This window comes from Pseudooceanicola onchidii (assembly GCF_004959925.1).
Classification (GTDB): domain Bacteria; phylum Pseudomonadota; class Alphaproteobacteria; order Rhodobacterales; family Rhodobacteraceae; genus Pseudooceanicola; species Pseudooceanicola onchidii.
In genome coordinates, this window is sequence record NZ_SPUW01000001.1 from 1,228,001 (window position 1) to 1,249,971 (window position 21,971).

23 protein-coding genes and 1 tRNA gene are annotated in these 21,971 nt (G+C 64.3%); 14 read left to right on the top strand and 10 right to left on the bottom strand.

Going from position 1 to position 21,971, the window contains the following annotated elements; translation table 11 throughout:
* Positions 1-129: 129 nt before the first annotated feature.
* A complete protein-coding gene (locus E4S58_RS05840) occupies positions 130-522 on the top strand; it encodes a hypothetical protein (protein ID WP_136635391.1) in 393 nt (130 codons plus the stop codon).
* 36 nt (positions 523-558) lie between these two features.
* Here E4S58_RS05840 and ilvN read toward each other — a convergent pair whose 3' ends face one another.
* Both ilvN and E4S58_RS05850 read right to left on the bottom strand, forming a co-directional pair.
* Positions 559-1,125, bottom strand: a complete 567-nt coding sequence (gene ilvN / locus E4S58_RS05845) for an acetolactate synthase small subunit (RefSeq protein ID WP_136635392.1) — start codon at positions 1,123-1,125, stop codon at positions 559-561.
* 86 nt (positions 1,126-1,211) lie between these two features.
* Positions 1,212-2,966, bottom strand: coding sequence for an acetolactate synthase 3 large subunit (locus E4S58_RS05850; RefSeq protein WP_136635393.1), 1,755 nt, complete (start codon positions 2,964-2,966; stop codon positions 1,212-1,214).
* 619 nt (positions 2,967-3,585) lie between these two features.
* On the opposite strand from E4S58_RS05850, the gene E4S58_RS05855 reads away from it, so the two are divergent.
* The 5 genes from E4S58_RS05855 to E4S58_RS05875 all read left to right on the top strand — a co-directional run bounded on the left by E4S58_RS05855 (position 3,586) and on the right by E4S58_RS05875 (position 9,955).
* Positions 3,586-4,671, top strand: a complete 1,086-nt coding sequence (locus E4S58_RS05855; protein WP_136635394.1) for a TRAP transporter substrate-binding protein — start codon at positions 3,586-3,588, stop codon at positions 4,669-4,671.
* A gap of 68 nt (positions 4,672-4,739) precedes the next feature.
* Positions 4,740-5,633 carry a TRAP transporter small permease subunit gene (locus tag E4S58_RS05860; RefSeq protein WP_136635395.1) on the top strand — a complete coding sequence of 298 codons (894 nt, stop codon included), beginning with the start codon at positions 4,740-4,742 and terminating at the stop codon, positions 5,631-5,633.
* 11 nt (positions 5,634-5,644) lie between these two features.
* Entirely contained in the window at positions 5,645-7,999 is a 2,355-nt protein-coding gene (locus E4S58_RS05865) for a TRAP transporter large permease (protein WP_136635396.1), read from the top strand.
* 107 nt (positions 8,000-8,106) lie between these two features.
* A complete protein-coding gene (locus tag E4S58_RS05870; protein ID WP_136635397.1) occupies positions 8,107-9,384 on the top strand; it encodes a VPLPA-CTERM sorting domain-containing protein in 1,278 nt (425 codons plus the stop codon).
* 1 nt (position 9,385) lies between these two features.
* Positions 9,386-9,955 carry a peptidoglycan-binding domain-containing protein gene (locus tag E4S58_RS05875; protein ID WP_136635398.1) on the top strand — a complete coding sequence of 190 codons (570 nt, stop codon included), beginning with the start codon at positions 9,386-9,388 and terminating at the stop codon, positions 9,953-9,955.
* Positions 9,956-10,021: 66 nt separating this feature from the next.
* Here the strand turns inward: E4S58_RS05875 and E4S58_RS05880 are convergent, their stop codons facing one another.
* From E4S58_RS05880 to E4S58_RS05895, 4 genes are all read right to left on the bottom strand, one after another.
* On the bottom strand, positions 10,022-10,840 hold the full coding sequence (locus E4S58_RS05880) for an arginyltransferase (protein WP_136635399.1): 819 nt from the start codon (positions 10,838-10,840) through the stop codon (positions 10,022-10,024).
* A 221-nt stretch (positions 10,841-11,061) separates the two neighbouring features.
* Positions 11,062-11,508, bottom strand: a complete 447-nt coding sequence (locus E4S58_RS05885) for an RDD family protein (protein ID WP_136635400.1) — start codon at positions 11,506-11,508, stop codon at positions 11,062-11,064.
* Positions 11,509-11,585: 77 nt separating this feature from the next.
* On the bottom strand, positions 11,586-12,032 hold the full coding sequence (locus E4S58_RS05890; protein WP_136635401.1) for a DUF2852 domain-containing protein: 447 nt from the start codon (positions 12,030-12,032) through the stop codon (positions 11,586-11,588).
* Between the two features lie 111 nt (positions 12,033-12,143).
* Positions 12,144-12,611, bottom strand: a complete 468-nt coding sequence (locus E4S58_RS05895) for a YbaK/EbsC family protein (RefSeq protein ID WP_136635402.1) — start codon at positions 12,609-12,611, stop codon at positions 12,144-12,146.
* Between the two features lie 64 nt (positions 12,612-12,675).
* Between E4S58_RS05895 and E4S58_RS05900 the strand changes: the two genes are divergently transcribed.
* The 3 genes from E4S58_RS05900 to E4S58_RS05910 all read left to right on the top strand — a co-directional run bounded on the left by E4S58_RS05900 (position 12,676) and on the right by E4S58_RS05910 (position 16,092).
* Positions 12,676-15,459, top strand: a complete 2,784-nt coding sequence (locus E4S58_RS05900; protein ID WP_136635403.1) for a [protein-PII] uridylyltransferase family protein — start codon at positions 12,676-12,678, stop codon at positions 15,457-15,459.
* Positions 15,452-15,727, top strand: coding sequence for a hypothetical protein (locus E4S58_RS05905; protein ID WP_136635404.1), 276 nt, complete (start codon positions 15,452-15,454; stop codon positions 15,725-15,727). The genes E4S58_RS05900 and E4S58_RS05905 overlap by 8 nt, the downstream gene beginning before the upstream one ends.
* A gap of 68 nt (positions 15,728-15,795) precedes the next feature.
* Entirely contained in the window at positions 15,796-16,092 is a 297-nt protein-coding gene (locus tag E4S58_RS05910; protein ID WP_136635405.1) for a hypothetical protein, read from the top strand.
* A 300-nt stretch (positions 16,093-16,392) separates the two neighbouring features.
* Here the strand turns inward: E4S58_RS05910 and E4S58_RS05915 are convergent, their stop codons facing one another.
* The 3 genes from E4S58_RS05915 to E4S58_RS05925 all read right to left on the bottom strand — a co-directional run bounded on the left by E4S58_RS05915 (position 16,393) and on the right by E4S58_RS05925 (position 18,821).
* Positions 16,393-16,725 (bottom strand): ArsR/SmtB family transcription factor, encoded by a 333-nt coding sequence (locus E4S58_RS05915; RefSeq protein ID WP_136635406.1) that lies wholly within the window; start codon positions 16,723-16,725, stop codon positions 16,393-16,395.
* Between the two features lie 69 nt (positions 16,726-16,794).
* Positions 16,795-17,532 carry a COG3904 family protein gene (locus E4S58_RS05920; protein WP_136635407.1) on the bottom strand — a complete coding sequence of 246 codons (738 nt, stop codon included), beginning with the start codon at positions 17,530-17,532 and terminating at the stop codon, positions 16,795-16,797.
* The gene (locus E4S58_RS05925) at positions 17,529-18,821 is read right to left on the bottom strand and encodes a hypothetical protein (RefSeq protein WP_240789472.1); all 1,293 of its coding nucleotides are present in this window, start codon (positions 18,819-18,821) and stop codon (positions 17,529-17,531) included. The genes E4S58_RS05920 and E4S58_RS05925 overlap by 4 nt, the downstream gene beginning before the upstream one ends.
* A 105-nt stretch (positions 18,822-18,926) precedes the next feature.
* Here E4S58_RS05925 and E4S58_RS05930 point away from each other — a divergent pair, with 105 nt between their 5' ends.
* On the top strand, positions 18,927-19,391 hold the full coding sequence (locus tag E4S58_RS05930) for an MmcB family DNA repair protein (protein ID WP_136635408.1): 465 nt from the start codon (positions 18,927-18,929) through the stop codon (positions 19,389-19,391).
* Here the strand turns inward: E4S58_RS05930 and E4S58_RS05935 are convergent.
* Positions 19,388-19,588 carry a DUF6324 family protein gene (locus E4S58_RS05935; protein ID WP_136635409.1) on the bottom strand — a complete coding sequence of 67 codons (201 nt, stop codon included), beginning with the start codon at positions 19,586-19,588 and terminating at the stop codon, positions 19,388-19,390. The two genes, E4S58_RS05930 and E4S58_RS05935, sit on opposite strands and share 4 nt — an antisense overlap.
* A 228-nt stretch (positions 19,589-19,816) precedes the next feature.
* Between E4S58_RS05935 and E4S58_RS05940 the strand changes: the two genes are divergently transcribed.
* The 4 genes from E4S58_RS05940 to E4S58_RS05955 all read left to right on the top strand — a co-directional run bounded on the left by E4S58_RS05940 (position 19,817) and on the right by E4S58_RS05955 (position 21,906).
* Positions 19,817-20,017 (top strand): hypothetical protein, encoded by a 201-nt coding sequence (locus tag E4S58_RS05940; RefSeq protein ID WP_136635410.1) that lies wholly within the window; start codon positions 19,817-19,819, stop codon positions 20,015-20,017.
* A gap of 133 nt (positions 20,018-20,150) precedes the next feature.
* The gene (locus tag E4S58_RS05945) at positions 20,151-20,552 is read left to right on the top strand and encodes a TadE/TadG family type IV pilus assembly protein (protein WP_136635411.1); all 402 of its coding nucleotides are present in this window, start codon (positions 20,151-20,153) and stop codon (positions 20,550-20,552) included.
* Positions 20,552-21,766 (top strand): pilus assembly protein TadG-related protein, encoded by a 1,215-nt coding sequence (locus tag E4S58_RS05950; protein WP_136635412.1) that lies wholly within the window; start codon positions 20,552-20,554, stop codon positions 21,764-21,766. The genes E4S58_RS05945 and E4S58_RS05950 overlap by 1 nt, the downstream gene beginning before the upstream one ends.
* A gap of 63 nt (positions 21,767-21,829) precedes the next feature.
* A tRNA-His gene (locus tag E4S58_RS05955) sits at positions 21,830-21,906 on the top strand.
* Positions 21,907-21,971 lie beyond the last annotated feature (65 nt).

Consider the following 21,971-nt stretch of genomic DNA (forward strand, 5'->3'; position numbering starts at 1 on the left):
GCACTCTATAGCGTCGTGCCTTACATTGCACGACACATTTTGCCAAAACGCGGTACAGGATAGGTAATTTCCCGACGCCAAAGTTTTCCACAGACTGGGGTCAACTGCGAAAAACGTACGGAGATCAGCATGTTCGGTGTCGTACTGTGGAGCAATACGAAAGAGCGCACCGCCGTTATCTGGTGTGAGGACCACGGCGATCTGGCGATCTACAACGAAGCCGAGGCCATTTTCCCCTGCACCAGCCTTTTGGGCGAGGGCGACCTTGTGCGCGTTGAGATGAAAGAGAAAAACGGCCTCCGCCAGGTGCGGTCCGCCGTTATCATCGAAGCGGGGCATGCCGTCGGCCTTCCGACCGCGATCAAGGGTGCCGCAACGGAAGTCGCTGCATCGCGCCAGAGTGCCTATTCGACGCGCAATCGCGTCTCGGACAGCACCGTGGTGCCCTTTCCGGGCAGGCCTGCGCGCCGCCTGGCAGAGGCTGAGCGCGACGATCTGGCCCAGGCGGGCATGATGGCCTGAGAGACCGCCCCGGGGCCGCAACCCCGGGGCCTGATCTTAGCTGTTGCTGCCGCGCGACAGGGCGGCGACGCCGGTCCGCGCCATTTCGATCAGCCCAAGCGGCCGCATCAGATCGGCGAAGGCATCGATCTTCTCGGGCGCGCCGGTGATTTCGAACACGAAGCTGTCCAGCGTGCTGTCGACCACGTTCGCACGGAAGATATCCGCCAGACGCAGCGCCTCGACCCGCTTGTCCCCGGCGCCCGACACCTTCAGCAGCGCCAGTTCCCGTTCCACCGACGGTCCTTCGACGGTCAGGTCGTGGACCCGGTGCACCGGCACGATGCGACCCAGCTGTGCCTTGATCTGTTCGATGACCTGCGGCGTGCCGCGCGTCACGATGGTGATCCGGCTGAGGTGCCCGGTATGGTCCACTTCGGCCACGGTCAGGCTGTCGATGTTGTAGCCACGCCCCGAAAACAATCCGATGACGCGGGCTAGAACCCCCGCTTCGTTGTCGACGAGGACAGCAAGGGTGTGGGTTTCGATCACGTCGGAAAACGTGGGGCGAAGGTTGTAGGCCGAATGTTTGGTCGAGCCCTTCTTGATCTGCAGTGCGCTCATGATCTTGTCCTTTTTGGTCGGGCGGGACGGTGCGTGCATGCACGCACCATACGGGGAACGACGGCGGCGCCGGAACGCCGACACGTTCACACCAGAACCGCGCCCCCTTCCTTGATGGCATCCTTGGTCGACGCGTCGCCCAGCAGCATCTTGTTGTGCGGCTCGCCCGACGGGATCATCGGGAAGCAGTTCTCGTGCTTCTCGACCAGGCAGTCGAAGATCACCGGACCGTCGTAGTTGATCATTTCCATGATCGCGTCTTCCAGATCGGCGGGATCCTTGCATTGGATGCCCTTGGCCCCGAAGGCTTCGGCCAGCTTGACGAAATCGGGCAGGGCCTCGGACCAGCTGGAGGAATAGCGTTCGCCGTGCAGCAGCTGCTGCCACTGGCGCACCATGCCAAGGCGTTCGTTGTTCAGGATGAACTGCTTGACCGGCAGGCGATACTGCATCGCCGTGCCCATTTCCTGCATGTTCATCAGCCACGACGCCTCGCCCGCGACGTTGATGACCAGCGCGTCCGGATGGGCCATCTGCACGCCGATCGATGCCGGGAAGCCGTAGCCCATGGTACCCAGCCCTCCGCTCGTCATCCAGCGGTTCGGATCATCGAAGTGCAGGAACTGCGCGGCCCACATCTGGTGCTGGCCGACCTCGGTCGTGATGTAACGGTCATGACGCTTCGTCAGCGCCTCAAGCCGCTGCAGCGCGTACTGCGGTTTGATGATCTTGTCCGAGTTCTTGTAGGTCAGGCAGTTGACGGCCTTCCATTCCTCGATCTGCTTCCACCACTTGGCCAGGCCGTCCGCGTTGGTCTTGCGGCCGCGCGATTTCCAGACCTTGAGCATGTCTTCCAGCACGTGCGCCACGTCGCCCACGATCGGGATGTCGACGTGGATCACCTTGTTGATGGACGAGGGATCGATGTCGATATGCGCCTTGATGGAATGGGGGCTGAAGGCATCGGTGCGGCCGGTGATCCGGTCGTCGAAACGCGCGCCGATGTTGATCATCAGGTCGCAGCCGTGCATCGCCATGTTGGCCTCGTAAAGGCCGTGCATCCCCAGCATCCCGAGCCAATTCTTGCCCGACGCCGGATAGGCGCCCAGCCCCATGAGGGTCGAGGTGATGGGAAACCCGGTGGCGTCCACCAGTTCACGCAGCAGCTGGCTGGCGGCATCCCCCGAATTGATGACGCCGCCGCCGGTGTAGAAGATCGGCTTCTTGGCGGTCTCCAGCGCGTCGACAAGGGCGGTGATCGCCTGCATGTCGCCCTTCACCTGCGGCTGGTACCGCTTGGATCCGCCCTTGACGGGGGCCGTGTAGGTGCCTGTGGCGAACTGCACGTCCTTAGGAATGTCGATCAGCACCGGGCCGGGGCGGCCGGTGGTAGCGACATGGAAGGCTTCGTGCAGGGTGGGCGACAGGGCGTTCGTCTCTTTCACCAGCCAGTTGTGCTTGGTGCAGGGGCGGGTGATGCCGACCGTGTCGGCCTCCTGGAACCCGTCCGAGCCGATCATGAAGGTCGGCACCTGGCCGGTCAGAACCACCAGCGGGATACTGTCGAGAAGCGCATCGGCCAGGCCGGTCACGGCATTCGTCGCGCCGGGGCCCGAGGTCACGAGGACCACACCGGGCTTGCCGGTCGACCGGGCATAGCCTTCGGCGGCGTGCACGGCACCCTGTTCGTGGCGCACCAGCACGTGCTTGATGTCGTTCTGCTGGAAGACTTCGTCATAAATCGGCAGGACGGCCCCGCCGGGATAGCCGAATACGGTATCGACGCCCTGATCCTTCAGCGCCTGAACCACCATTTTCGCACCTGTCATCTGACGTGCCATGTTCTCTCTCCGTCCTGCTGCGCGTCTGCGCCGGTCCTTGCCAACAAGTCCTTACCAACAAAAAACCCCCGGTGTTATCCGGGGGCGCATGGGGTCCTGATCAGGTTCCGGTATTACCGGCCCATGCGCCAAACTCCTACAATTACGATTAGTGCGGACATGCCCAAGGGCTCCTTCATTGGTGATTTCGAGGGATAAGGCCGGGATGCGGCAAGGTCAACCGCTATTCTGCGATAAAAGTGTCGCGGATCCGGCGATTTCTTTCCGATTGTTGCGTTTGGCGTCGATTTTCTTTTCGATCACGCCGTCACGGGGTTTTCGGAGCCCCCGACCTGACCCGAAGTCACCGGCGAACCGCCGGGCCGCAGGTCGAAGGCGCCACGCCATCCACCGGCCGCGCGGTTTCACCGCAACCACAGGCACGCCGGTCGACATGTCCGGATGCATCCGGGGGCGGAGGCCGGAAAGTAGGGCCGAATTTACATGTAAAAGTCACGTAACGCCCTGAATGCAAAAAGTGTTTGCGCTCTCCGGCGGCATCGCTAGTTTGTCCCCACTTATGACGCCGGGAAAAACAGAAAACTCACCGGTACATGCTGATCTGTTGGGAGGACAACATATGGATCGCCGCTCATTTCTGAAAACTTCTGCCCTTGGTGGGTCCGCAGTTGCAGCAACGTCGCTTGCCGCACCGGCCATCGCACAGGGCGGCACCACGCTGACCATGGTCACCACCTGGCCCCGCGGCCTTGCAGGTGTGTGGGACTCGGTCGAGCGTTTCACCAATAACGTCAACACCATGTCCGGCGGTTCGCTGACCATCGACCCCAAGGGTGCCGGTGAACTGGTGGGCGCGCTGGAAAGCTTCGACGCCGTGACCTCGGGTCAGGCCGACATGTACCACGGCGCCGACTACTACTGGGTTGGCCAGCACCCGGCGTGGGCCTTCTTCACCGCTGTGCCCTTCGGCATGACCGCGCCTGAAATCATGGTCTGGTACTACGGCCAGGACGGCATGGCGCTGCACCACGAACTGGGCGAAGTCTTCGGCATCAAGGCCTTCATCGCCGGTCAGACCGCCGCACAGGGTGGCGGCTGGTACCGCAACGAGATCAAGTCGGCCGATGACTTCAAGGGTCTCAAGTTCCGGATGCCGGGCCTTGGTGGTCAGGCGCTGGCGGAACTGGGCGCATCGGTCCAGAACATCCCCGGCGGCGAAATCTACCAGGCGCTGTCCACCGGCGCGCTGGACGGCACCGAATGGATCGGCCCCTGGTCGGACGAAAAGCTGGGCCTGCAGGAAGTCTGCGACCACTACTACCCTGCCGGTTTCCACGAGCCGGGCGCGGCGCTGTCCGTCGGCTGCAACCTGGACGTCTTCAACGGCCTGTCGCCCGAGCACCAGGAGATCATCCGGGTCGCGGCAGCCGATGCGCACCAGCACAACTACGCGGTGTTCATCGCCAACAACGGCCCGGCGCTGCAGCGTCTGAAGGACGGCGGCACCCAGGTCCACGCCTTCACCGACGACGTGTGGGACGCCTTCGGCGCGGCCTCCAAGAAGGTCCTCGACGGCTTCATGGATGACGAGATCTTCGCCAAGATCCGCAACTCGGTCGACAAGTCCATGGCGGCGACGGCCGGCTGGGTGTCCCAGTCCGACGGCACCTACACCGCGCAGCGGGCCCGTGTGACCGGCGCGTGATCGTGAAAGCTTGAAAAACCTAGGTGCGCGCGGTATCCGCGCGCATCTTTCGTTCGGGGGGAAGGGACATGCTTGGCGGACTGACCTGGCTGGTGACGCAGATCGGCCTTGGCTTCTATAATATCGCATATGCCGTGAGCCATCCTGGGCTCTGGCTGGACTGGTCTGACAAAGAGGCCCTGCTGCGGTTCGTCTACTACGGCGGCTCGGTGGAATTCTTCTTTGCGATGTTCGACATCTTCATCGTGTTCACCATCGCGGGCCTGATCTGGCGTCCGTTCATGTGGGGCATGGTGCGGGCGTTCGAAGGGCTGGCCAACTGGATCGGCCGTGCGGCCGCCTGGGCCGGGCTCATCATGGTCGGACAGCAGATCATCATCATCTTCCTGCAGTCGGTCTTCCGTCTGGGCGAGATCACCATGTCGCCGCTTGGCATCGGGTTCTCGCATTCGATCACCTGGTACGCCGAGGGGCTGAAGTTCTGGAACGCCGCCGTGGTTGCGCTTTGCGTCAGCTACGCCTTCGTTCAGGGCAGCCACGTCCGCGTCGATCTGGTCTATGCCGGTGTCAGCCACCGCGCCAAGAAGGCGATCGACATGTTCGGATCGCTGTTCTTCATGATCCCCTTTGCCGTCCTGGCCTGGATGTATTCCTGGTACTTCCTGTGGCGGCACCTGATCACGCCGAAGGTGTCGGCGTCGGACCAGCTGGAGATGATGCTCCGCAAGTCCAAGATCGTGAAGTGGAACGTCGAACGCACCGGGTTCAGCCCCGATGGCTTCGATTTCTACTTCCTGTTCAAGATCCTGATCCTCAGTTTCCTCGTCCTGGTCATGATCCAGGCCGTGGCGTTCTTCTACCGCTCCCTGCTGGAGTTCCTGGAAGGCGAAGAGGCACAGGACAGATACCTCGACCGGGATTCGCTCGGTGAAGGTGAAGAAATGTACGAAGGCACGCACTAGGGGGCAGGGGCATGTTGTTCGGTCTAGACGGGGTCGAAATCGGCCTGATCATCGTGTTCCTGAGCCTGTTCTCGGGAATTCTCTCTGGCTTCCCGGTGGCCTTCGCCATCCCGGGGGCGGGCCTGATCTCCTTCGCGGTGATCGCATGGCTCGACACTCAGGGGCTTCTTATCCACGAGGCCATCGACCAAGGGTCGCAGGCCTTCCGGGATCTGGTCAATTCGGGGGTCAATCGCGACGCGATCTCGCACTTCCGGTACCCGGATCTGCCGACCATCGCACAGCCGGTCTTCGACCGGGGCTGGGAAACCGCGATGGACCGCAACCTGTCGTTCATCGTGAACCGCATGAACGAACGCGTCTTTGCTGGCCAGTCCATCGAGACGCTGCTGGCGGTGCTGATGTTCGTCATGATGGGCATTACGCTGGAACGGTCCAAGATCGCGAACGATCTGCTGACCACCATGGCGCGCGTCTTCGGTCCGCTGCCCGGCGGTCTGGCCGTGTCCGTGGTTGTCGTGGGCGCCTTCCTTGCCGCGTCGACCGGTATCGTCGGTGCGACCGTGGTGACCATGGGTCTGCTGTCGCTGCCCACCATGCTTCGCAACGGCTATTCGCCGGAACTGTCGACCGGGGTCATCGCGGCCTCGGGTACGCTTGGGCAGATCATCCCGCCGTCGATCGTGATCGTCCTGCTGGGCACGCTGGCCGGGGATCTTTACTCCTCTGCCCAGGAAACGCGTGCGCAGCTCTATGGCTGCACCGACGCGCTGACCTATCTGGGACGCCCGGCGGTCGTTTCGGTCGGGACGCTGTTCCAGGCGGCGTTGCTGCCGGGCATCCTGCTGGCGGTTCTCTATGCCGGCTATGCCTTCGTCTACGCCATGCTGAACCCCTCCAAGGCGCCGGCCGTCCATATCGACAACCCGGACGGAGAGGTCATCACCCGCACAGAGGGCCTGACCTGGTTCCTCGCCATGCCGGTCCTCATCATCGGGGGCCTGATGCTGGCGGCCGAAGGTGGCCTGATCGGCGGACAGGATGCGACCGTGTCGAACTACACCCAGGTCGAACGTCTGGATGCCCTGCGCACCAACGTCAGCCCCGAGTGTAAGGCGGCCATGATCGAACTGCACGGCCAGTCCCGTTGGGATGAATCCGTCGCAGCCCGTGAGGCCCTGAAGGAGTCGGGTGGAACCGAGGAGTCGCGGGAACTGACCGCCGAGGAGATCACCGCGGCCCGGGCCGAAAAGATCGCCAACGCGGCGCCTGTGGGCTCCGGCGTGGCAACGCTCTTTGGTCTGGTCCTGCTGACGCTGGCGATCGCACGCGGCGTGAAGCCCTCGGCCTCGGCCGGACCGCTTCTGGTCGGTGTCGCGGGCGTTGCGCTGGCCTTTGCGCTCGACGCGCTTTGGATCCATCCGGGCATGACTGGCGCATCCAAGGTCGCGATCCTGATCGTGCCGCTGCTGATCACGCTGTGGTCGCTCAAGCATGCCTCGGTCCGGATGGCGGAAAACGACCTGATCCGCGTGGTCTTCCCGCCGCTGGTCCTGATCATCGCCGTGCTGGGGTCCATCCTGGGCGGCATCACCAACCCGACGCCTGCCGCGGCGCTTGGGGCCGGTGGTGCGATCATGCTGGCGGCCTATCGCAAGCTGAAGGATGAAGGTGGCTCGGGCCAGTTCATCATCTGGGCGACGCTGGCGCTGGCGGCGCTGATCCTGATCGGGATCAACTTCGACCTGCGGATGAACCAGTCCGTCGTCACAGCCGGCAACGTCGTGGGCTTTGTCGTCGCCTATGCCGCCTACATGGTGGCGGGCATCGGCCTGATCTACGCCTGTATCGTGCTGTTCCGGAACGGCGTTCTGCAGCCGATCGTGCGTGAGACGGCCAAGGTGACCTCGATGGTCTTCACCATCCTGATCGGCTCGCAGCTTCTCAACCTCGTGGTGATCTCCTTCGGGGGCGAGCACTACATCCAGCAGTTCCTGCGCTCGTTCGACAACGAATTCACGGTCTTCCTGCTGGTGATGCTGGTGCTGTTCCTGCTGGGCTTCGTGCTCGACTTCCTGGAAATCATCTACATCGTCGTGCCGATCGTCGGTCCCGTCATCTATGGCGGATCCTTCGACCCCAAGTGGGTGACGATCATGATCGCGGTGAACCTGCAGACGTCCTTCCTGACCCCGCCGTTCGGCTTCGCGCTGTTCTATCTGCGCGGCGTGGCACCGGCGTCTGTCACCACGGGACATATCTATCGCGGGATCATTCCCTTCGTGCTGATCCAGGTGGCGGGCCTTGCCCTGCTGTGGTTCGCACCGGGGATCGTGACGATCGTGCCGGATCTGATCGGCCGTTAAGGTAGATCAACAGACTGTTTACGTGGCGGCAGGCCGCCCGGGGATTGCCCCGGGCGGCCTGCCTCTTTATTGCCATAGTTATTAATGACTTAAATTATGGATGCTTGATGTATAAATTCGGATCTCTTGCTCTTGTCGCGTTGATGGGCACCACCGCACAGGCGGATGTCATCCAGCTTGGCGTCAACACCGATGTCGCCCAGACCTTCTTCTACAATGGCCCGACGCCGAACGAAGCTTACACCCACCCGAACGAGGTCACGGACTATCCGTTTTTCCAGCAGTACGTAGAGTCGGTCTACGAGGCGGGTCTGTGGACCGAAAGCGAGCTGAACCTGAGCCTCGACTACGCTCCGCAGGAAATCACCAGCTTTGGTCGGCTTGAGGCGATCTGGACCTTCGACGACGTCGCACTGGCGCAGGATCTGACGGGCTATACCGATCAGGACGGCACGGTCATCGGGTCGTATGACCTGAATTCGACCTTCCAGATCACCACCCAGCTTGGCGACAAGGACAGCACCGTGTCGAACGGCGTCAACGTGCTGGCCGTCAACAACATGGACGTCGGCGACGGCCAGATGCTTGACGTGATCGGCATCCAGGCACTGCTGCCCCCGACCAATCCGGACGAAGACAATTTCGGCGTGCTGCTGATGCTCAGCGGCGGGTCCAACTGGTTCGAGGACGCGGCGACCTCCGGGGAGAAGCTTGACCTGACGACCCTTGAGCGCGCGGCCGTGATGTACGAGCTGCAGCATTTCGAGGATCGCGCGGATGACTACGTGCTCTATTCCGTCGAGATCAACGGCGAAGTCGGCCGTGACCAGATGAAGTACCGCAACTTCGGCGCCGCAGACGGATCCTCCGAAGACGCGCCGCTGCTGCCCGAGGTGATCGAAAGCAACGAAGACGGCGCGCCGTCCTTCAGCTTTGACCTGTCCGACGTCGACACCGACAGCCAGATGGTCTTCATCGATCCCGAAATCGCCGTGGGCTACACCTACACACTCGACGGCGGCAAGGAGATCTCGGCGATCCAGGCTCCGACCCTGGCGGCTGTCGATGACGCAGACGGCTATCTGGTGACGCTGCCGAACGGCACGACCTTCCGCATCCAACCCGGCGAGATCAAGGTGCTGGATGCCCCGGTGACCTCGTTCACGCTGTCGGACATCGATCCGCTGCTCGGTCTTGATCCGCTGGACCAGACGACCTTTGTCCTTGGGATGCAGCTGAGCGGGCAGGGCGATGCCTTCCTGACGCAGACGGCCATCGTGATCGACACCGACACCCCGGCGGTTCCGCTGCCTGCCGGGATCGTCCTTCTGGCCTCGGGCGTGGCGGGCCTTGGCTTTGCGCGTCGCCTGCGGAAAGCGGCCTGAGATGATCCGCAGCCTCGTCACGCTGGCCTTCTGTGCCCTGGCGACCCATGCCGGGGCTGTGGACCAGAACGACCGCTACGCGGTCAAGGGCCCCGGCAAGCTCAAGTGCGGCACCTTCGCCGCGCTTGATCCCACCCACGAACACGTGCGCGACGCGGGCGTCTGGCTGACCGGGTACTTCACCGCGCACAACCGCCTGCTGCGTGAGACCTATGACCTGCTGCCCTGGCAGACCCCGGGCACGGTCCTGGCGCTGGCGGCGCAATACTGCCGCGCCCACCCCGAGGCGCAGCTGAACGACGCGGCGGCCGAACTGGTGGGTTACATGGCATCCCGGCGCGTGACCGAAGAAGCGCCAGGCGTCGTGCTGCGCAGTGGCGGCAGCGTGACCGTCGTCTATGCGCCGATCGTGGAAGATATCCGCGACGCGCTGCGCGAGGCCGGGCAGGACCTTGGCCCCGATGCCGAGGATCTTGAGGCCGCGCTGAAGCTGTACCAGCAGGCACAGGATCTGCCGGTCACCGGCATCCCGGATCAACCCACGCTTCTGAAGCTTCTCGCCGATCGCTGAGATCCTGAAAACGCGAAACGCCTGATCCCCGGATCAGGCGTTTTCGTTTTCACACGGGGTGTCGTGTCAGCCGCGCGGCGACCGCAGATCGGGAAGCGAGATATTCGCGACCTGTTCCGCGATCGGATCGGTCTTGAGGGGGTGGCGTTCGCTGTCGTAATCCGCCGGGTCGCGCATCTTGTTCCAGCGCCCGCCAACGTACAGCTCAAGCCCCTTGAACTTGGCCTTGTAGCCCATCTTGGGCGATCCCGGCACCCAGTAGCCCAGGTAGACATAGGGCAGCCCGGCCTCACGCGCGATTTCGATGTGATCGAGGATCATGTAGGTGCCCAAGGAGTCAGCCTGGCGGGCGGGATCGTAGAAGGAATAGACCATCGACAGCCCGTCATCGAGCACATCCGTCAGCGCCGCGGCCGTCAGACCGTTGCGGCCGTCCACGTATTCGATGACGCGCGACCGGATCGGCGTTTCCTCGATCATCGCGGCAAATTCGAAGACATCCATGTCGGCCATACCGCCCGTGGCATGGCGCGCCTCGAGGTAGTCGCGGAACAGGTCATACTGTTCCTCGGTCGCCCAGGGCGAGGTCGCACGGCGACTCAGGCCCGCATTCTTCTTCCAGGTGCGCTTCTGGCTCTTGGTGGGCGCGAAGGCCTCGACGTCGATGCGGGCCGACAGGCAGGCGGCGCAATCGGCACAGGACGGGCGGTACAGCACGTTCTGCGACCGGCGGAACCCCTGTTTTGACAAGGTATCGTTCAGCCGCGAGGCCCCTTCGCCCGTCAGGGACGTGAACAACTTCCTCTCCATCCGGCCCTCAAGGTAGGGGCAGGGCTGTGGGGCCGTCACATAGAATTGCGGCGTCAGCGGAAGAGAGTGGCGCATGAGGTCAAGTTTGGCAGCAGCTTACAGGTTCGAAACGATACATAGGTCAGGCGACATGTCAAAGGTAGTTGGAGAGTTACGCCGACCAAGGTAAAAAAGTTGCGACTTCTCAGACGATTGTATCGCGTTGTCCTGCTGGCTTACCGCCCGCTGTGCGGAAGGTAAATACACCCGGACAATCTCCGGGTGTATTCTTGGACGGATTGTTTCCGGATTCGCGGTTATAACCCGGCGCGGCGATTGATTGCCACGGTTCCGAAAACATTGTCGGTCAGCCCCTGCTTGCGGGCGCCGGTCAGCATCAGCCCGATCGAGATCACCTGAAGGATCGGGAAGGCCAGCGAGATCGTGTAGCCAAGCGTATGCATGAAGGCCATTCCGGCATCCAGCCTCCGGCCGTAGCCGTCGCGCAATTCGATCGCCATCAGGCGCATGCCCCAGGTGGCCGATCCGTTGGCGATGGTCGTCCAGCGGTAAAGAAAACCAAGGATCAGGAACAGCACCGGCAGGAAGAACAGGCCGATGAAGGCGGTGAAGGGAATGATGACGGCGACCAGCAGCCCGATCAGCACCGCGTCCACGACCCAGGCCAGCAGGCGCTTGACCGGGACGTCGGCATAGAACTCCGGCTGGTGGTAGGGATCGGGAAGGGACCAGGTGTCGGTCATCGGTGTCTCCGTCGAGGATGGGGAAAGGGGGCCGGCATGGCCCCCCGGGGTCGTCAGTGTGAAGATCGGGCCGAAGATCAGGCGTCTTCGTCTTCGCGGGTTTCTTCACGTGCCTTGCGGGCCCGTTCGTCCATGAACTGGTCGAACTCGGTCTTGTCCTTGGCTTCCCGCAGACGTTCAAGGAAGCTTTCGAACTGTTCCTGTTCGTCTTCCAGGCGGCGCAGGGTTTCCGCTTTGTAGGCGTCGAAGGCCGAGTTGCCCGAGGTCTTCATCGCGGCAAAGCCCGAACGGCGCATTTCGTGCTGGCGACCGGCACGGCGGCAGGATTTCGAGAACATGCGTTTACTCCAGATCATGTAGGCAAGAAGGGCGAGACCGGCGGGCCAGAAGAAGACAAAGCCGAGGACCATCGCGGCGATCCACGCACCTTTGCCCTTGCGGTCGAGCCAGGCCTCGGATTTGGACAGCCAGCCCATATGGCGGGTATCCTGTCCTTCGTAGGCAGTGGCGGCGGCGGGGGTCATGTCGGTACTCCGTGTTTGTGTCTGAATGTGAATGCTTTTCACATTGAATAGATTGGCACGACGGAAGCCCCCCGCAAGGGGTGATGTGAACGATTTTTACATTTTTCGATATTAGGTAGTGAAGTCAGCAGCTTGCGCGCCGGAAATTTCCGGAAGTACGGCGGATTTCAGCGAAAAGACGTGGTGCGGTGTGCCTGCGGCGGCCCAGATCACATCGAACTCAAGCAGCCTCGGGTCGATCCAGGCGCGGATCGGGTTCAGGTGACCGACCGGGGCGACGCCGCCGATCGCAAACCCGGTCTGGGCGCGGATCAGCGCGGCATCGGCCTTGGTCAGGGCCTCGCCCGCGACGGCACTGGCCTTGTCGGCGTCCACCATGTTGCCACCCGCCGTCAGGAACAGCAGCGCCGCGCCGCTGTCGACCCCCGCAAAGATGATGGACTTGGCGATCTGGTCGATCTCGCAGCCCACGCCATCCGCCGCCTGTTGCGCCGTCTTGGCCTGGCCAAGTTCGACGATCTCTGTCTCGATCCCCGCCGCCTCAAGCGCGCGGATCACCCGTTTCATGCTCTTGCTCATGGCGCGCAATCTGCCCCGCGCGGGGGCCATTGACCAGCCCCCCGATCACGGTGAATGTCGGGCCATGAGCTTTGCCGATCGCCTGACCCGCACCCCCCGCCCGCATGATCCCGACCGCGCCGCCGACGCTCGCGCGGCGCTGGACCTGCCCGGGCCGGTCGGGGCACTGATCGAAGGGGCAGGGGGATCCAGCCCCTACCTTCTGTCGCTGATCCAGAAGGAGGGCGATTGGATCGGCGCGGCGCTGGACGACCCCGAGGCCGCGCTGGCTGCCGAATTCGACCGGTTGCGCGGTGTGGACACCCCGCTGAAGCCCGCGTTGCGTCAGGGCAAGCGGCGGGTTGCGCTGCTGATCGCGCTGGCCGATCTGGGCGGCGTCTGGCCTTTGGAAAGGGTCACCGGCACGCTGACCGATTTTGCCGATCTTGCCTGCCAGCTGGCGATGACCGATGCGCTGGCCCCGCTGATCCGGCGCGGCAAGATCCCCGGCATGACCGAGGATGACCTGGAGAGCGGCGCGGGGCTGTTCCTGCTGGCCATGGGCAAGATGGGGGCAGGAGAGCTCAACTACTCCTCGGACATCGACCTGATCAGCCTGTTCGACGAGGCGCGGTTCGACGAGGACGGCTATCTCGAGGCGCGGCCCGCCTTCATCCGCGCCACCCGGACACTGGCCGCCACCCTGTCGGACATCACCGAGGACGGCTATGTCTTCCGCACCGACCTGCGGCTGCGCCCCGATCCGTCGGTGACGCCGGTGTCGCTGTCGATGGAGGCGGCCGAACGCTATTACGAAAGCCTGGGCCGAACGTGGGAACGCGCGGCCTATATCAAGGCGCGTCCCTGCGCCGGCGATCTGGAGGCGGGCGAGCGGTTCCTGACCGACCTCAAGCCCTTTGTCTGGCGGCGACATCTGGATTTCGCGGCAATCCAGGATGCGCATGACATGCGGCTGGCCATTCGCGACCACAAGGGACACCACGGCGCGATCAGCCTGCCCGGCCACGACATGAAGCTGGGGCGCGGCGGCATCCGCGAGATCGAATTCTTCGCCCAGTTCCACCAGATCATCGCCGGCGGCCGCGATCCCGACCTGCGCGTGCGCCGCACGGTCGAGGCGCTGTCCCTGATCGGCGATCGCAACTGGGCCCCGACCGAGATCACGGCGCGGCTGGCCGATCATTACCGGGTGCTGCGCGACGTCGAACACCGCATCCAGATGGTCAACGACGCCCAGACCCACGCCCTGCCGACCAGCGACGACGGAATCGACCGCATCGCCGCCCTGTCGGACATGGACCCGGCTGCCTTTCGCCGCGAATTGCGCGACCGGCTTGAGGACGTGCATTCCACCTGTGAAACCTTCTTTGCGCGTGAAAAGCAGGGCCATCGCCCCCCGCCCGAGGACGCGCCCGAGGTCGATGCCGCCCTGATCGCGCGCTGGCGCAGCTATCCCGCCCTGCGGTCCGCCCGCGCGCAGGAGATCTTCGCCCGCCTGCGCCCCCGCCTGCTGGCGGCGCTTGCCCGTGCCGGCAAGCCCGAAGAGGCGCTGTCTGCCTTCGACGGCTTCCTCGCGGGGCTGCCCGCCGGTGTGCAGCTTTTTTCGCTGTTCGAGGCCAACCCGCAGCTGATCGACCTTCTGGGCGATATCGCCGGGACCGCGCCGGACCTTGCGCGCTATCTGTCGCGTCATGCCTCGGTCTTTGACGGGGTGATCGGCGGGTCGTTCTTTGCCGACTGGCCGGGCGCCGACGTGCTGACCAAGCGGCTTGGTGCGCAGCTGAAGGCGGAAGAGGATTACGAGGCCAAGCTCGACACCGCGCGTCGCTGGCAGAAGGAATGGCATTTCCGCATCGGCGTGCATCACCTGCGCGGGTTGATCGGCCCCGACGCTGCCGCCGCCCAGTACACCGATCTGGCCGACGCGGTTCTGCGGGCGCTCTGGCCCGTGGTGCAGGCGAACTTTGCCACCCGTCATGGCGCGGCACCGGGGCGGGGTGCTGTGATCCTTGGCATGGGATCGCTTGGGGCGCGGCGCCTGAATGCGCGGTCCGATCTGGACCTGATCGTGATCTACGACCCCGAGGGGGTCGAGACCTCGGACGGGCGCCGCCCTCTGGCCTCGCGCGCCTATTATGCCCGGCTGACGCAGGCTCTGGTCACCGCGCTGTCTGCGCCGACCGCCGAAGGGCGGCTTTACGAGGTCGACATGCGCCTGCGCCCTTCGGGCAACCAGGGGCCGGTCGCGACTTCGTGGGACGCCTTCCGCAATTACCAGCAGTCCGAGGCCTGGACCTGGGAACACATGGCCCTGACCTCGGCCCGCCCCGTCGCCGGGCCCGAGGACCTGCAGTCCGACATCGCCGCCTTCCGCCACGATCTTCTGTCGACGCCCGGCGATCCGGCGAAGATCCTGCACGAGGTGGCCGAGATGCGCGCCCGCATCGCCGCCGCCAAGGGCGCCAGCGGGGATTGGGACATGAAGGTCGGCCGCGGCCGCACGCAAGAGATCGAGTTGCTGGCCCAGGCCGGGGCGCTGGCGGCGGGCCATCCGACGGCGCAGGTGGCTGAAGGTCTGGCGGGCGGCGTGGCGGCCGGCTGGATGACCGATGATCAGGCAAGGACGCTCTCTGACGCCTGGCGCCGTTTCTGGTCCATCAACATGACGCAAAAGCTGCTAACCGATCAGCCATTGGATCCCGACGCCCTGGGCAGTGGCGGTTGCGCGCTGCTTCTGCGCGAATCCGGCGCGACCACCTGGGCCGACCTGCTGGATGCCCTTGCGGCCCTGCGGGACGATGCGGCGGCGATCCTGGATGACACAGTGAAGGGCAAGGCCGATGGCTGAGGCGCGAAATCCCAATGACCCCAAGGGGCTGATCCGCGAATCCTACCGGATCGACGGCATAACCGAGGCCGAATGCCGGTCGATCCTGATCGACTGGGCGCTGAGCCTGCCGGACGGGGTCACCCAGACCACCGCCCTGTCCGCGCTGATCGACAGCTATGGTGCGACGGCGCCGGATCATCCCATGACCCAGCTGCTGCGCGACGGGATGCAGGGCCCCTCGGTGACCGGGCGCCGGGGCGGGCGCGCGGGGCGGCTGCGACACTAGGGTCGCGGGCGGCGCTACAAGATATCTTGAAAATGAGATATGATGGGCCGAGTCGCAAGGAGAGCGCCATGCCCAAGCTTGTTCGCCTGTATATCCGCAACGTCCTTCTGGGGTTCGTGATCGCCGCGATTTTCGTGGCGCTGCTGATGGCCTTCGACGTGGGCGGGCTGCGCCACCTGCTGACCGGATCTTCGTCAGGATACCTTGCCATCGGGATGCTGTGGTTCGCCAACGGCATCGTCTTTGCCGGGGTCCAGTTCGCGCTGGCGGTCATGGCGCTGCGGGAACGCCCCGGACCACGGGGTGGCACGCCGGTCGGGCTGACACCCGCGCCGGTGCGCGTCGTGGCGAAACGCCGACACTGACGAAAAGGGCGTGAGGCGGCGGGCCCGCACGCAACCGTTTGGGTGACGCATTCCCGAGGACCTGTATCTACAGGTGGGCGCCAGGTAACCGAACCAGGGCTCGGACAGAGCCAGCTCCCTCGGATTTGCTTAAGGCCACCGGAATGTACCCGTTCACGAGAAGGGCAGAACCCGCCTCAGGCCGAGATAGGGCTTTGCCCTGATCTGGGCAAGGGGCATGACCGCGAATTGCGTCATGTCCGCCTGTCCAGCGCACGGGCAGGGCGGTGTGTTGCGGGGTGCCGGTGACAGAACGTTCGGTCAGTCCGCGTAAAGCTGCCGGGCAATCGCGATCAGCTCGGCATCACGCCCCGCGGTCTCACCACGATGTGCACCCAGCCAGCCGTCGATCAGCTTCAACTGACCGGGCCGCAGAGTGCAGATGCGGGAACGTCCCTTCTTGGACGTCCGGATAAGCCCGGATTTCTCAAGCATGGCGATGTGCTTGGTGAAGGACGGCAGCGCCATGGCATGCGGCGCGGCCAGGTCCGTGATGGCCACGGGCCCCGCACGCAAGGCGTCCAGCACCGCCCGCCGCGTCGGATCGGCAAGCGCCTGGAACAGCAAATCGAGGGCAGGGTCTTTCTTAGCCATGGGGCTTTCTATCCGGGGTGGTTGTTCACCTCAACGGCTAAGTGTCGGGTGGGCCAGTGCTCCTTGTTTTCAACCGTTGGCCAGCCGTGTTTCGCTAAGTTCCTCGGGGGTCAGGATGTAGATCGCCTCGGGCGGGGTCGACAGGCCCGGGACCAGCACCATCGGGTCCACGCCCATCTCGTCCAAGTGCCGCATGACCTCGGCCTGGCCGCGCTGGATGTCGCGCACGGCCATGAAGGCAGGCAGGAAGGTGTTCTCTCCGAAATAGTGCTGGTGCACCCCGACGCGGCCGCCTTCGGCCACGGTGCGTTCGGTGCCCCCGGCCAGCATGTAGGGGCAGGCCGACAGGCAGACGTCGCTGGCCCGCAAAGCAGTCCGCTTGCCTGCCGTCCGGATCGCGCGGCCGACCTCAAGCGCGTCGGCGACATTGCCGCCGGGCGAATGCAGCACGATCTCTTCGGCCTCGCTGGCGGTGATCTGGGTGACGATGCGGTCCGCGTCGCCCGCGCCGATCTTGCCAGTCAGCAGCGCGCGGCCATCATCGAGAGGTTGCAGAACAAGCCTTTCGGGCATCGGCCCGTCGATCTGCGTGCCGGGCGCGGTCGGCAGCCGCGGGTCGTATTCGCGCCGCTGGTCGCCGGGCCGGACGGGCTGATCGAAGCCGGGCGCAGAAGGATCGCGCGACGGCCAGGAAAAATCGCGCCCCATGTCGCCCAAAAACAGGAACCCCGCCAGCACCAGCTGGAACGCCAGCACGCCGGTCAGCATCCGCCGGATCGGGCGCAGCTTTTCCTGGTCGTTCATCATCTGTCGCGGTCCTCTTGCAACGGCGCGTTCCAGGGCTGCGCGGGCGGGCCTTCCATGGGCGGCGTGGCCGACGCCGGGCCGGGCGCGAAGGCCATGTCGACGTCGCGCGCCGCGTGCAGGGCCGCGCGCAGTTCCGCGATGGTCATCGTGTCCTCGATTGGCGCGCCTTCGTGGCCGTGGCGGATCAGCCCTTGCGTGATCGACACGATCAGCACGAGAACCGCAGGCAGAAGGTCGATCGCGATGGCCCCGGCCCAGGAGGGCACGAAGTTGCGCGCATAAAGGATGACCGCGTCGGCGGCGGAGATGGGGGTATAGGTTGTCTCTGGCGGCGGCGGCATGGCGATGACCTCGGCCGCCGCGCGTTCCAGCGTCTGGGCCCGCTGCTGCAGCACCTCGAGCACCGAGGAGATTGTCGCAGACTGGTCGTTTCGATTTGATTCCGTGCGCCCGTCCAGTTCCGGCAGGACCACGGAGGCCGCCAGATCCTGCGCCGCGCGCTGCACCAGGGGCGCGACCGACAGCTGCCGCAGCTGCGTGATCAGCCCGGCCAGTTGTACCGCCTGTTCGGAAAATTCGACCGAGCGCGGCTCGACCGGGCCGGGTTCGACCGTCAGCGCGCGCATCCGCGACAGGATCGCGTTGCCTTCGGCGAAGGCGGCGGTCACCAGCGGCGCCTGCGTGCCGATCTGATCCTCAAGCCCCGAAAGTTCCGCCGATTTCTGGCGCAGAACCCGGAAGACCGCGCCACGTCCGGCCAGGCCCGACAGGGTGCCCTGCGCCTCCTGCTCTGACAGGTCTTCGAACGACTGGCGCACGCGGGCCACGTCCCGCTCCAACCCCTGGGCAGAGACCGCGATCTCGTTCGCGCGCTCAAGCGAGGTCTGGTAATCCTGCACGGTCACAGCAAGGTGCTGTTCGACCGCCGCCGCACCTGCCAGCGCCGCCGCGTTCAGCCAGGACGACATGGCGACAATGGCCAGCGACCCGAGGCCCATGGCGCCCAGAAGGCCCATTCTGGATCGGGCCGTGCGCATCGCCGGGAAGAGCCGCATCATGTAGGACCAGAAAACGAAGATCGCGGTCGAGACGGCGATGGAATAGGCGATGGCCGCAAAGGCCTTCATCGCGCCGTCGCCGTCCAGCAGGGTCGACACGCCGAGATAGGTGTAGATGCCCGAGGCCACCGACAGGATGCCAAGCGCGGCCCCGGTGAAACTGTCCAGCCAGGCAAGGTGCCCCTCAAGCTCGCGCGCCATGCGCGCGCCGCGATCCGATCGTTCTGTCATGTGCCCCCCGAGGTTCGACCTTGAAAAGGTAAGGTGGCATGGGGGCTTATGCCAGCCTTCGCAACGCGGACTTGCGTTTGTTCACGGAATGTTCATGATGTCGTCATGTCCGACACCGCCTTCGATATCACCGCCCTGCAGCCCGGTCAGCTGATCGCACGCGGGGTCTGTCGCCTTCTGGCCAGCCATGACTTCTGGCCGCTTGAAGAATTCGTGCCCGCCCGGGGATTACGTATGGATGTCATGGCGATAGGCCCGAAAGGCGAGCTGTGGTGCGTCGAGTGCAAATCCAGCCGGGCAGACTATGCGTCCGACAGCAAGTGGCAGGGATACCTGGAGTATTGCGACCGGTTCTTCTGGGCCGTCGGCCCGGATTTCCCGGTCGAGCTGCTGCCCGAGGAGAGCGGCCTGATCCTGGCCGATGCCTGGGGCGGTGAGGTCGTGCGCTGGCCGGACGAATCGAAACTCTCCGGCGCGCGGCGCAAGGCGATGACGCTGAAGTTCGCACGCGACACGGCGCGGCGGCTGTCGTGGATGCGCGATCCGACCGGACCGGCAGGCATGATCTAGCGTTTCTTTTTTCGGCCCATACCTTCGGCGGCCTGCGCGGCTGCCAGGATCTCTTCCGCGATCTCCCGGGCCTCGTCAGGTTCGAAATCCATCGGGATCTCGGTCTTTCCCGCCTCGATGAAAAGGCGGACCATGCCCTGGTCGGTCGGGCCGATCTGCAGGTTGGCTTCGATGTCGCGTTCGGTGTCGATGCTCATCACTGTCTCCGTAGCGGGATGCAGGTGGCTATCGCACCTGCCAGAAATGTTCAAGCCACGGTGCGGGGGGTGGTGCAAAGGTATAGGTTAACGGCGCGGGTCAAGTAAGTATCTGAAAAGTAAGAATACAACTTAGGGTAATCCACCCGTTAAACATTCTATATTTACTATTTGTTAAGGACTTTGGCGCCAAGACATTCGTGAAGATTTTACGAAAAGGCCGAAGCCATGACACACCTCGTGACACACCTCATCACCTTCCTCCGCGGGACCTCGGGCAGCATGTCGCAAGAGCTTGTGTACGGTCTGCCGCTTGTCTTCATGCTGACGATCGGGTCGATCGGATCGGCCCGCGAGATGATGGAGACCGAGGCCACGGGCATCCAGTCCGTCTTCGATGCACTGACGGTGGTTGCCGCCGCCGACTGAACTGACGCGGTGGTTGTGGGCGAAGCCCGGCGTAACACCTAAAAATTGAAAGAACTTTAGTGATGCCCCAAAAAAGTCGTGTTTCCAGCGCATCTATTACCTTGTGTGTTAAATAGTACTGGGCTTGTTAACTATGGCTCCCTCTCTCAGGGTTCTGGACCGTTTCCGTCGTGAAACCTCCGGCACCGTCTCCTTCGAATTCATGATCTGGATCCCGCTTGTCTTCGGCATCCTCGTCACCCTCCTTGATTTTGCCCATGCGCTGACCGTGAACAGCACCATGTGGCACGAAGCCCGCACGGCCGCGCGCGGGCTGTCCATGCACGCCATGTCGGAAAGCAGCGCCCGCGCGCATATCGCAGATGCCCTGTCGTGGAGCGATGCAGACTATGCCGTCGATATCCAGCGTGACCGGACACGTGTCTATGTGACCATCCGCACGCCTATGAAGACCTCGGGGCTTGTCGATTTTGCCACCGCGCGGCTGAACGGCGACTGGGTGGCCCGGGTCACCGTCCTGCAGGAACCGGTCTGATGGCCGCCCTCTGGACGCGCTATATCCGTGAAGAGCGGGGCGCTGCGACCTTTGCCATGTTGTTCGTGATCGGCATCCTGCTGCTGGTCGGCGGGCTGGCGCTGGACGTGGCCAACCGGTACCGGGCCGAAGCCGCCCTGCAGACCGCCGCGGACCTGGCCGCCACCAGCGGGGCGATCGTGCTGGGTGAACGGGTGGCCCTTGGCTCTCCTCGGGACGAGGCATGGCGAACCTTCCGTGGCACGCTTGGCCGCACGAACATGCGCGACGCCTGGGTCGACGGCAGCTTCCGCCTGGGTCAGTTCGACGAGGATCGCGGCGAATTCCTGAACGCCACCGACGAAGAGGACGCCGATGCCGTCAAGGTCACCCTTGTCCGGTCGCCCGAATGGGACAACGGCGAACCGACCCTGCTGCTGCGCCTGATCGGCGTGAGGTTCTGGGACATCCGCGTCGAATCCATCGCACGGGTGCAGACGATCGAAACCTTGCCCTGTCCCGATCCGCTGCTGTCGCTGCAGGCCCGCGTCCGGCTGGCCCGCGACAATGTATTTGCCGGGATCTGCGTTGATGGCGGGGTCGAGCTGACCTCGGCGCCGCCGCCCTGGCTGACCGAACAGGCCGAAGAGTTCCTGGGCGGCTTGCTGGATGCCATCGTCCGTCCCGACGCGCTGACCTTCGTCAGCCTGCTGCGCCGCGACAACGACCTGACCGACCTGATCCGCACGGCCCGTCCCGTGCGGGGCGAGACCTTCGATCTGGACGATCTTCATTCCGGTGTCAGCCTGCGGGTCTCTTGCCCGGACAGCGGCGTGCTGTCGTTGCGGGGACCGCTGGTGCTTGAGGGCGTGGCCCTGTTTTCCGAATGCCCGGTACGCTTCGATCCGGATGTCAGTGTCCGGGCCAGCCTGATCCTGACCAACCTCAAGGCCCTGCACCCGACCGGGGATCTGCGTGGAATCACCAGTGATGCCGAGCTGATCGACGACGGCCACTGCCTGCCCGGGGACGGCGCGCGCCTGTACCTTTTCGCCTCGGCCGATGTCCGCGCCGCGCTGCCGGTCCTCGACCTGTTGATCGGCGCCGAAGCCGAATCTCCGGTGTCGCTGGCTGCCAACCTTGGCCTGTCGACCACGGTATCGCTGGCCGATCTGGTCGGGCTGTGCCTGGGGGTGGAGGCGATGGTGGCCACCGACCGGGTCTCTCTTCACTGAGGTGCCATTTTCCGTCGCGAGACGCTTGCAATCGCGAGGCGAGGGGGGTAATGCACCCCACGTGCCGCCTTAGCTCAGTTGGTTAGAGCGCCTGATTGTGGATCAGGAGGTCCCCCGTTCGAGCCGGGGAGGTGGTACCATCCCCCCCTACATACAAATCTTGTTTGAGCCGTCTCAGACGGTTTTAGCCTGTGCGGCTGTACGC

Coding starts and splice junctions, on each gene's coding strand:
- E4S58_RS05840 (WP_136635391.1), top strand. CDS start 130: ATGTTCGGTGTCGTACTGTGGAGCAATACGAAAGAGCGCACCGCCGTT.
- ilvN (WP_136635392.1), bottom strand. CDS start 1,125: ATGAGCGCACTGCAGATCAAGAAGGGCTCGACCAAACATTCGGCCTAC.
- E4S58_RS05850 (WP_136635393.1), bottom strand. CDS start 2,966: ATGGCACGTCAGATGACAGGTGCGAAAATGGTGGTTCAGGCGCTGAAG.
- E4S58_RS05855 (WP_136635394.1), top strand. CDS start 3,586: ATGGATCGCCGCTCATTTCTGAAAACTTCTGCCCTTGGTGGGTCCGCA.
- E4S58_RS05860 (WP_136635395.1), top strand. CDS start 4,740: ATGCTTGGCGGACTGACCTGGCTGGTGACGCAGATCGGCCTTGGCTTC.
- E4S58_RS05865 (WP_136635396.1), top strand. CDS start 5,645: ATGTTGTTCGGTCTAGACGGGGTCGAAATCGGCCTGATCATCGTGTTC.
- E4S58_RS05870 (WP_136635397.1), top strand. CDS start 8,107: ATGTATAAATTCGGATCTCTTGCTCTTGTCGCGTTGATGGGCACCACC.
- E4S58_RS05875 (WP_136635398.1), top strand. CDS start 9,386: ATGATCCGCAGCCTCGTCACGCTGGCCTTCTGTGCCCTGGCGACCCAT.
- E4S58_RS05880 (WP_136635399.1), bottom strand. CDS start 10,840: ATGCGCCACTCTCTTCCGCTGACGCCGCAATTCTATGTGACGGCCCCA.
- E4S58_RS05885 (WP_136635400.1), bottom strand. CDS start 11,508: ATGACCGACACCTGGTCCCTTCCCGATCCCTACCACCAGCCGGAGTTC.
- E4S58_RS05890 (WP_136635401.1), bottom strand. CDS start 12,032: ATGACCCCCGCCGCCGCCACTGCCTACGAAGGACAGGATACCCGCCAT.
- E4S58_RS05895 (WP_136635402.1), bottom strand. CDS start 12,611: ATGAGCAAGAGCATGAAACGGGTGATCCGCGCGCTTGAGGCGGCGGGG.
- E4S58_RS05900 (WP_136635403.1), top strand. CDS start 12,676: ATGAGCTTTGCCGATCGCCTGACCCGCACCCCCCGCCCGCATGATCCC.
- E4S58_RS05905 (WP_136635404.1), top strand. CDS start 15,452: ATGGCTGAGGCGCGAAATCCCAATGACCCCAAGGGGCTGATCCGCGAA.
- E4S58_RS05910 (WP_136635405.1), top strand. CDS start 15,796: ATGCCCAAGCTTGTTCGCCTGTATATCCGCAACGTCCTTCTGGGGTTC.
- E4S58_RS05915 (WP_136635406.1), bottom strand. CDS start 16,725: ATGGCTAAGAAAGACCCTGCCCTCGATTTGCTGTTCCAGGCGCTTGCC.
- E4S58_RS05920 (WP_136635407.1), bottom strand. CDS start 17,532: ATGATGAACGACCAGGAAAAGCTGCGCCCGATCCGGCGGATGCTGACC.
- E4S58_RS05925 (WP_240789472.1), bottom strand. CDS start 18,821: ATGACAGAACGATCGGATCGCGGCGCGCGCATGGCGCGCGAGCTTGAG.
- E4S58_RS05930 (WP_136635408.1), top strand. CDS start 18,927: ATGTCCGACACCGCCTTCGATATCACCGCCCTGCAGCCCGGTCAGCTG.
- E4S58_RS05935 (WP_136635409.1), bottom strand. CDS start 19,588: ATGAGCATCGACACCGAACGCGACATCGAAGCCAACCTGCAGATCGGC.
- E4S58_RS05940 (WP_136635410.1), top strand. CDS start 19,817: ATGACACACCTCGTGACACACCTCATCACCTTCCTCCGCGGGACCTCG.
- E4S58_RS05945 (WP_136635411.1), top strand. CDS start 20,151: ATGGCTCCCTCTCTCAGGGTTCTGGACCGTTTCCGTCGTGAAACCTCC.
- E4S58_RS05950 (WP_136635412.1), top strand. CDS start 20,552: ATGGCCGCCCTCTGGACGCGCTATATCCGTGAAGAGCGGGGCGCTGCG.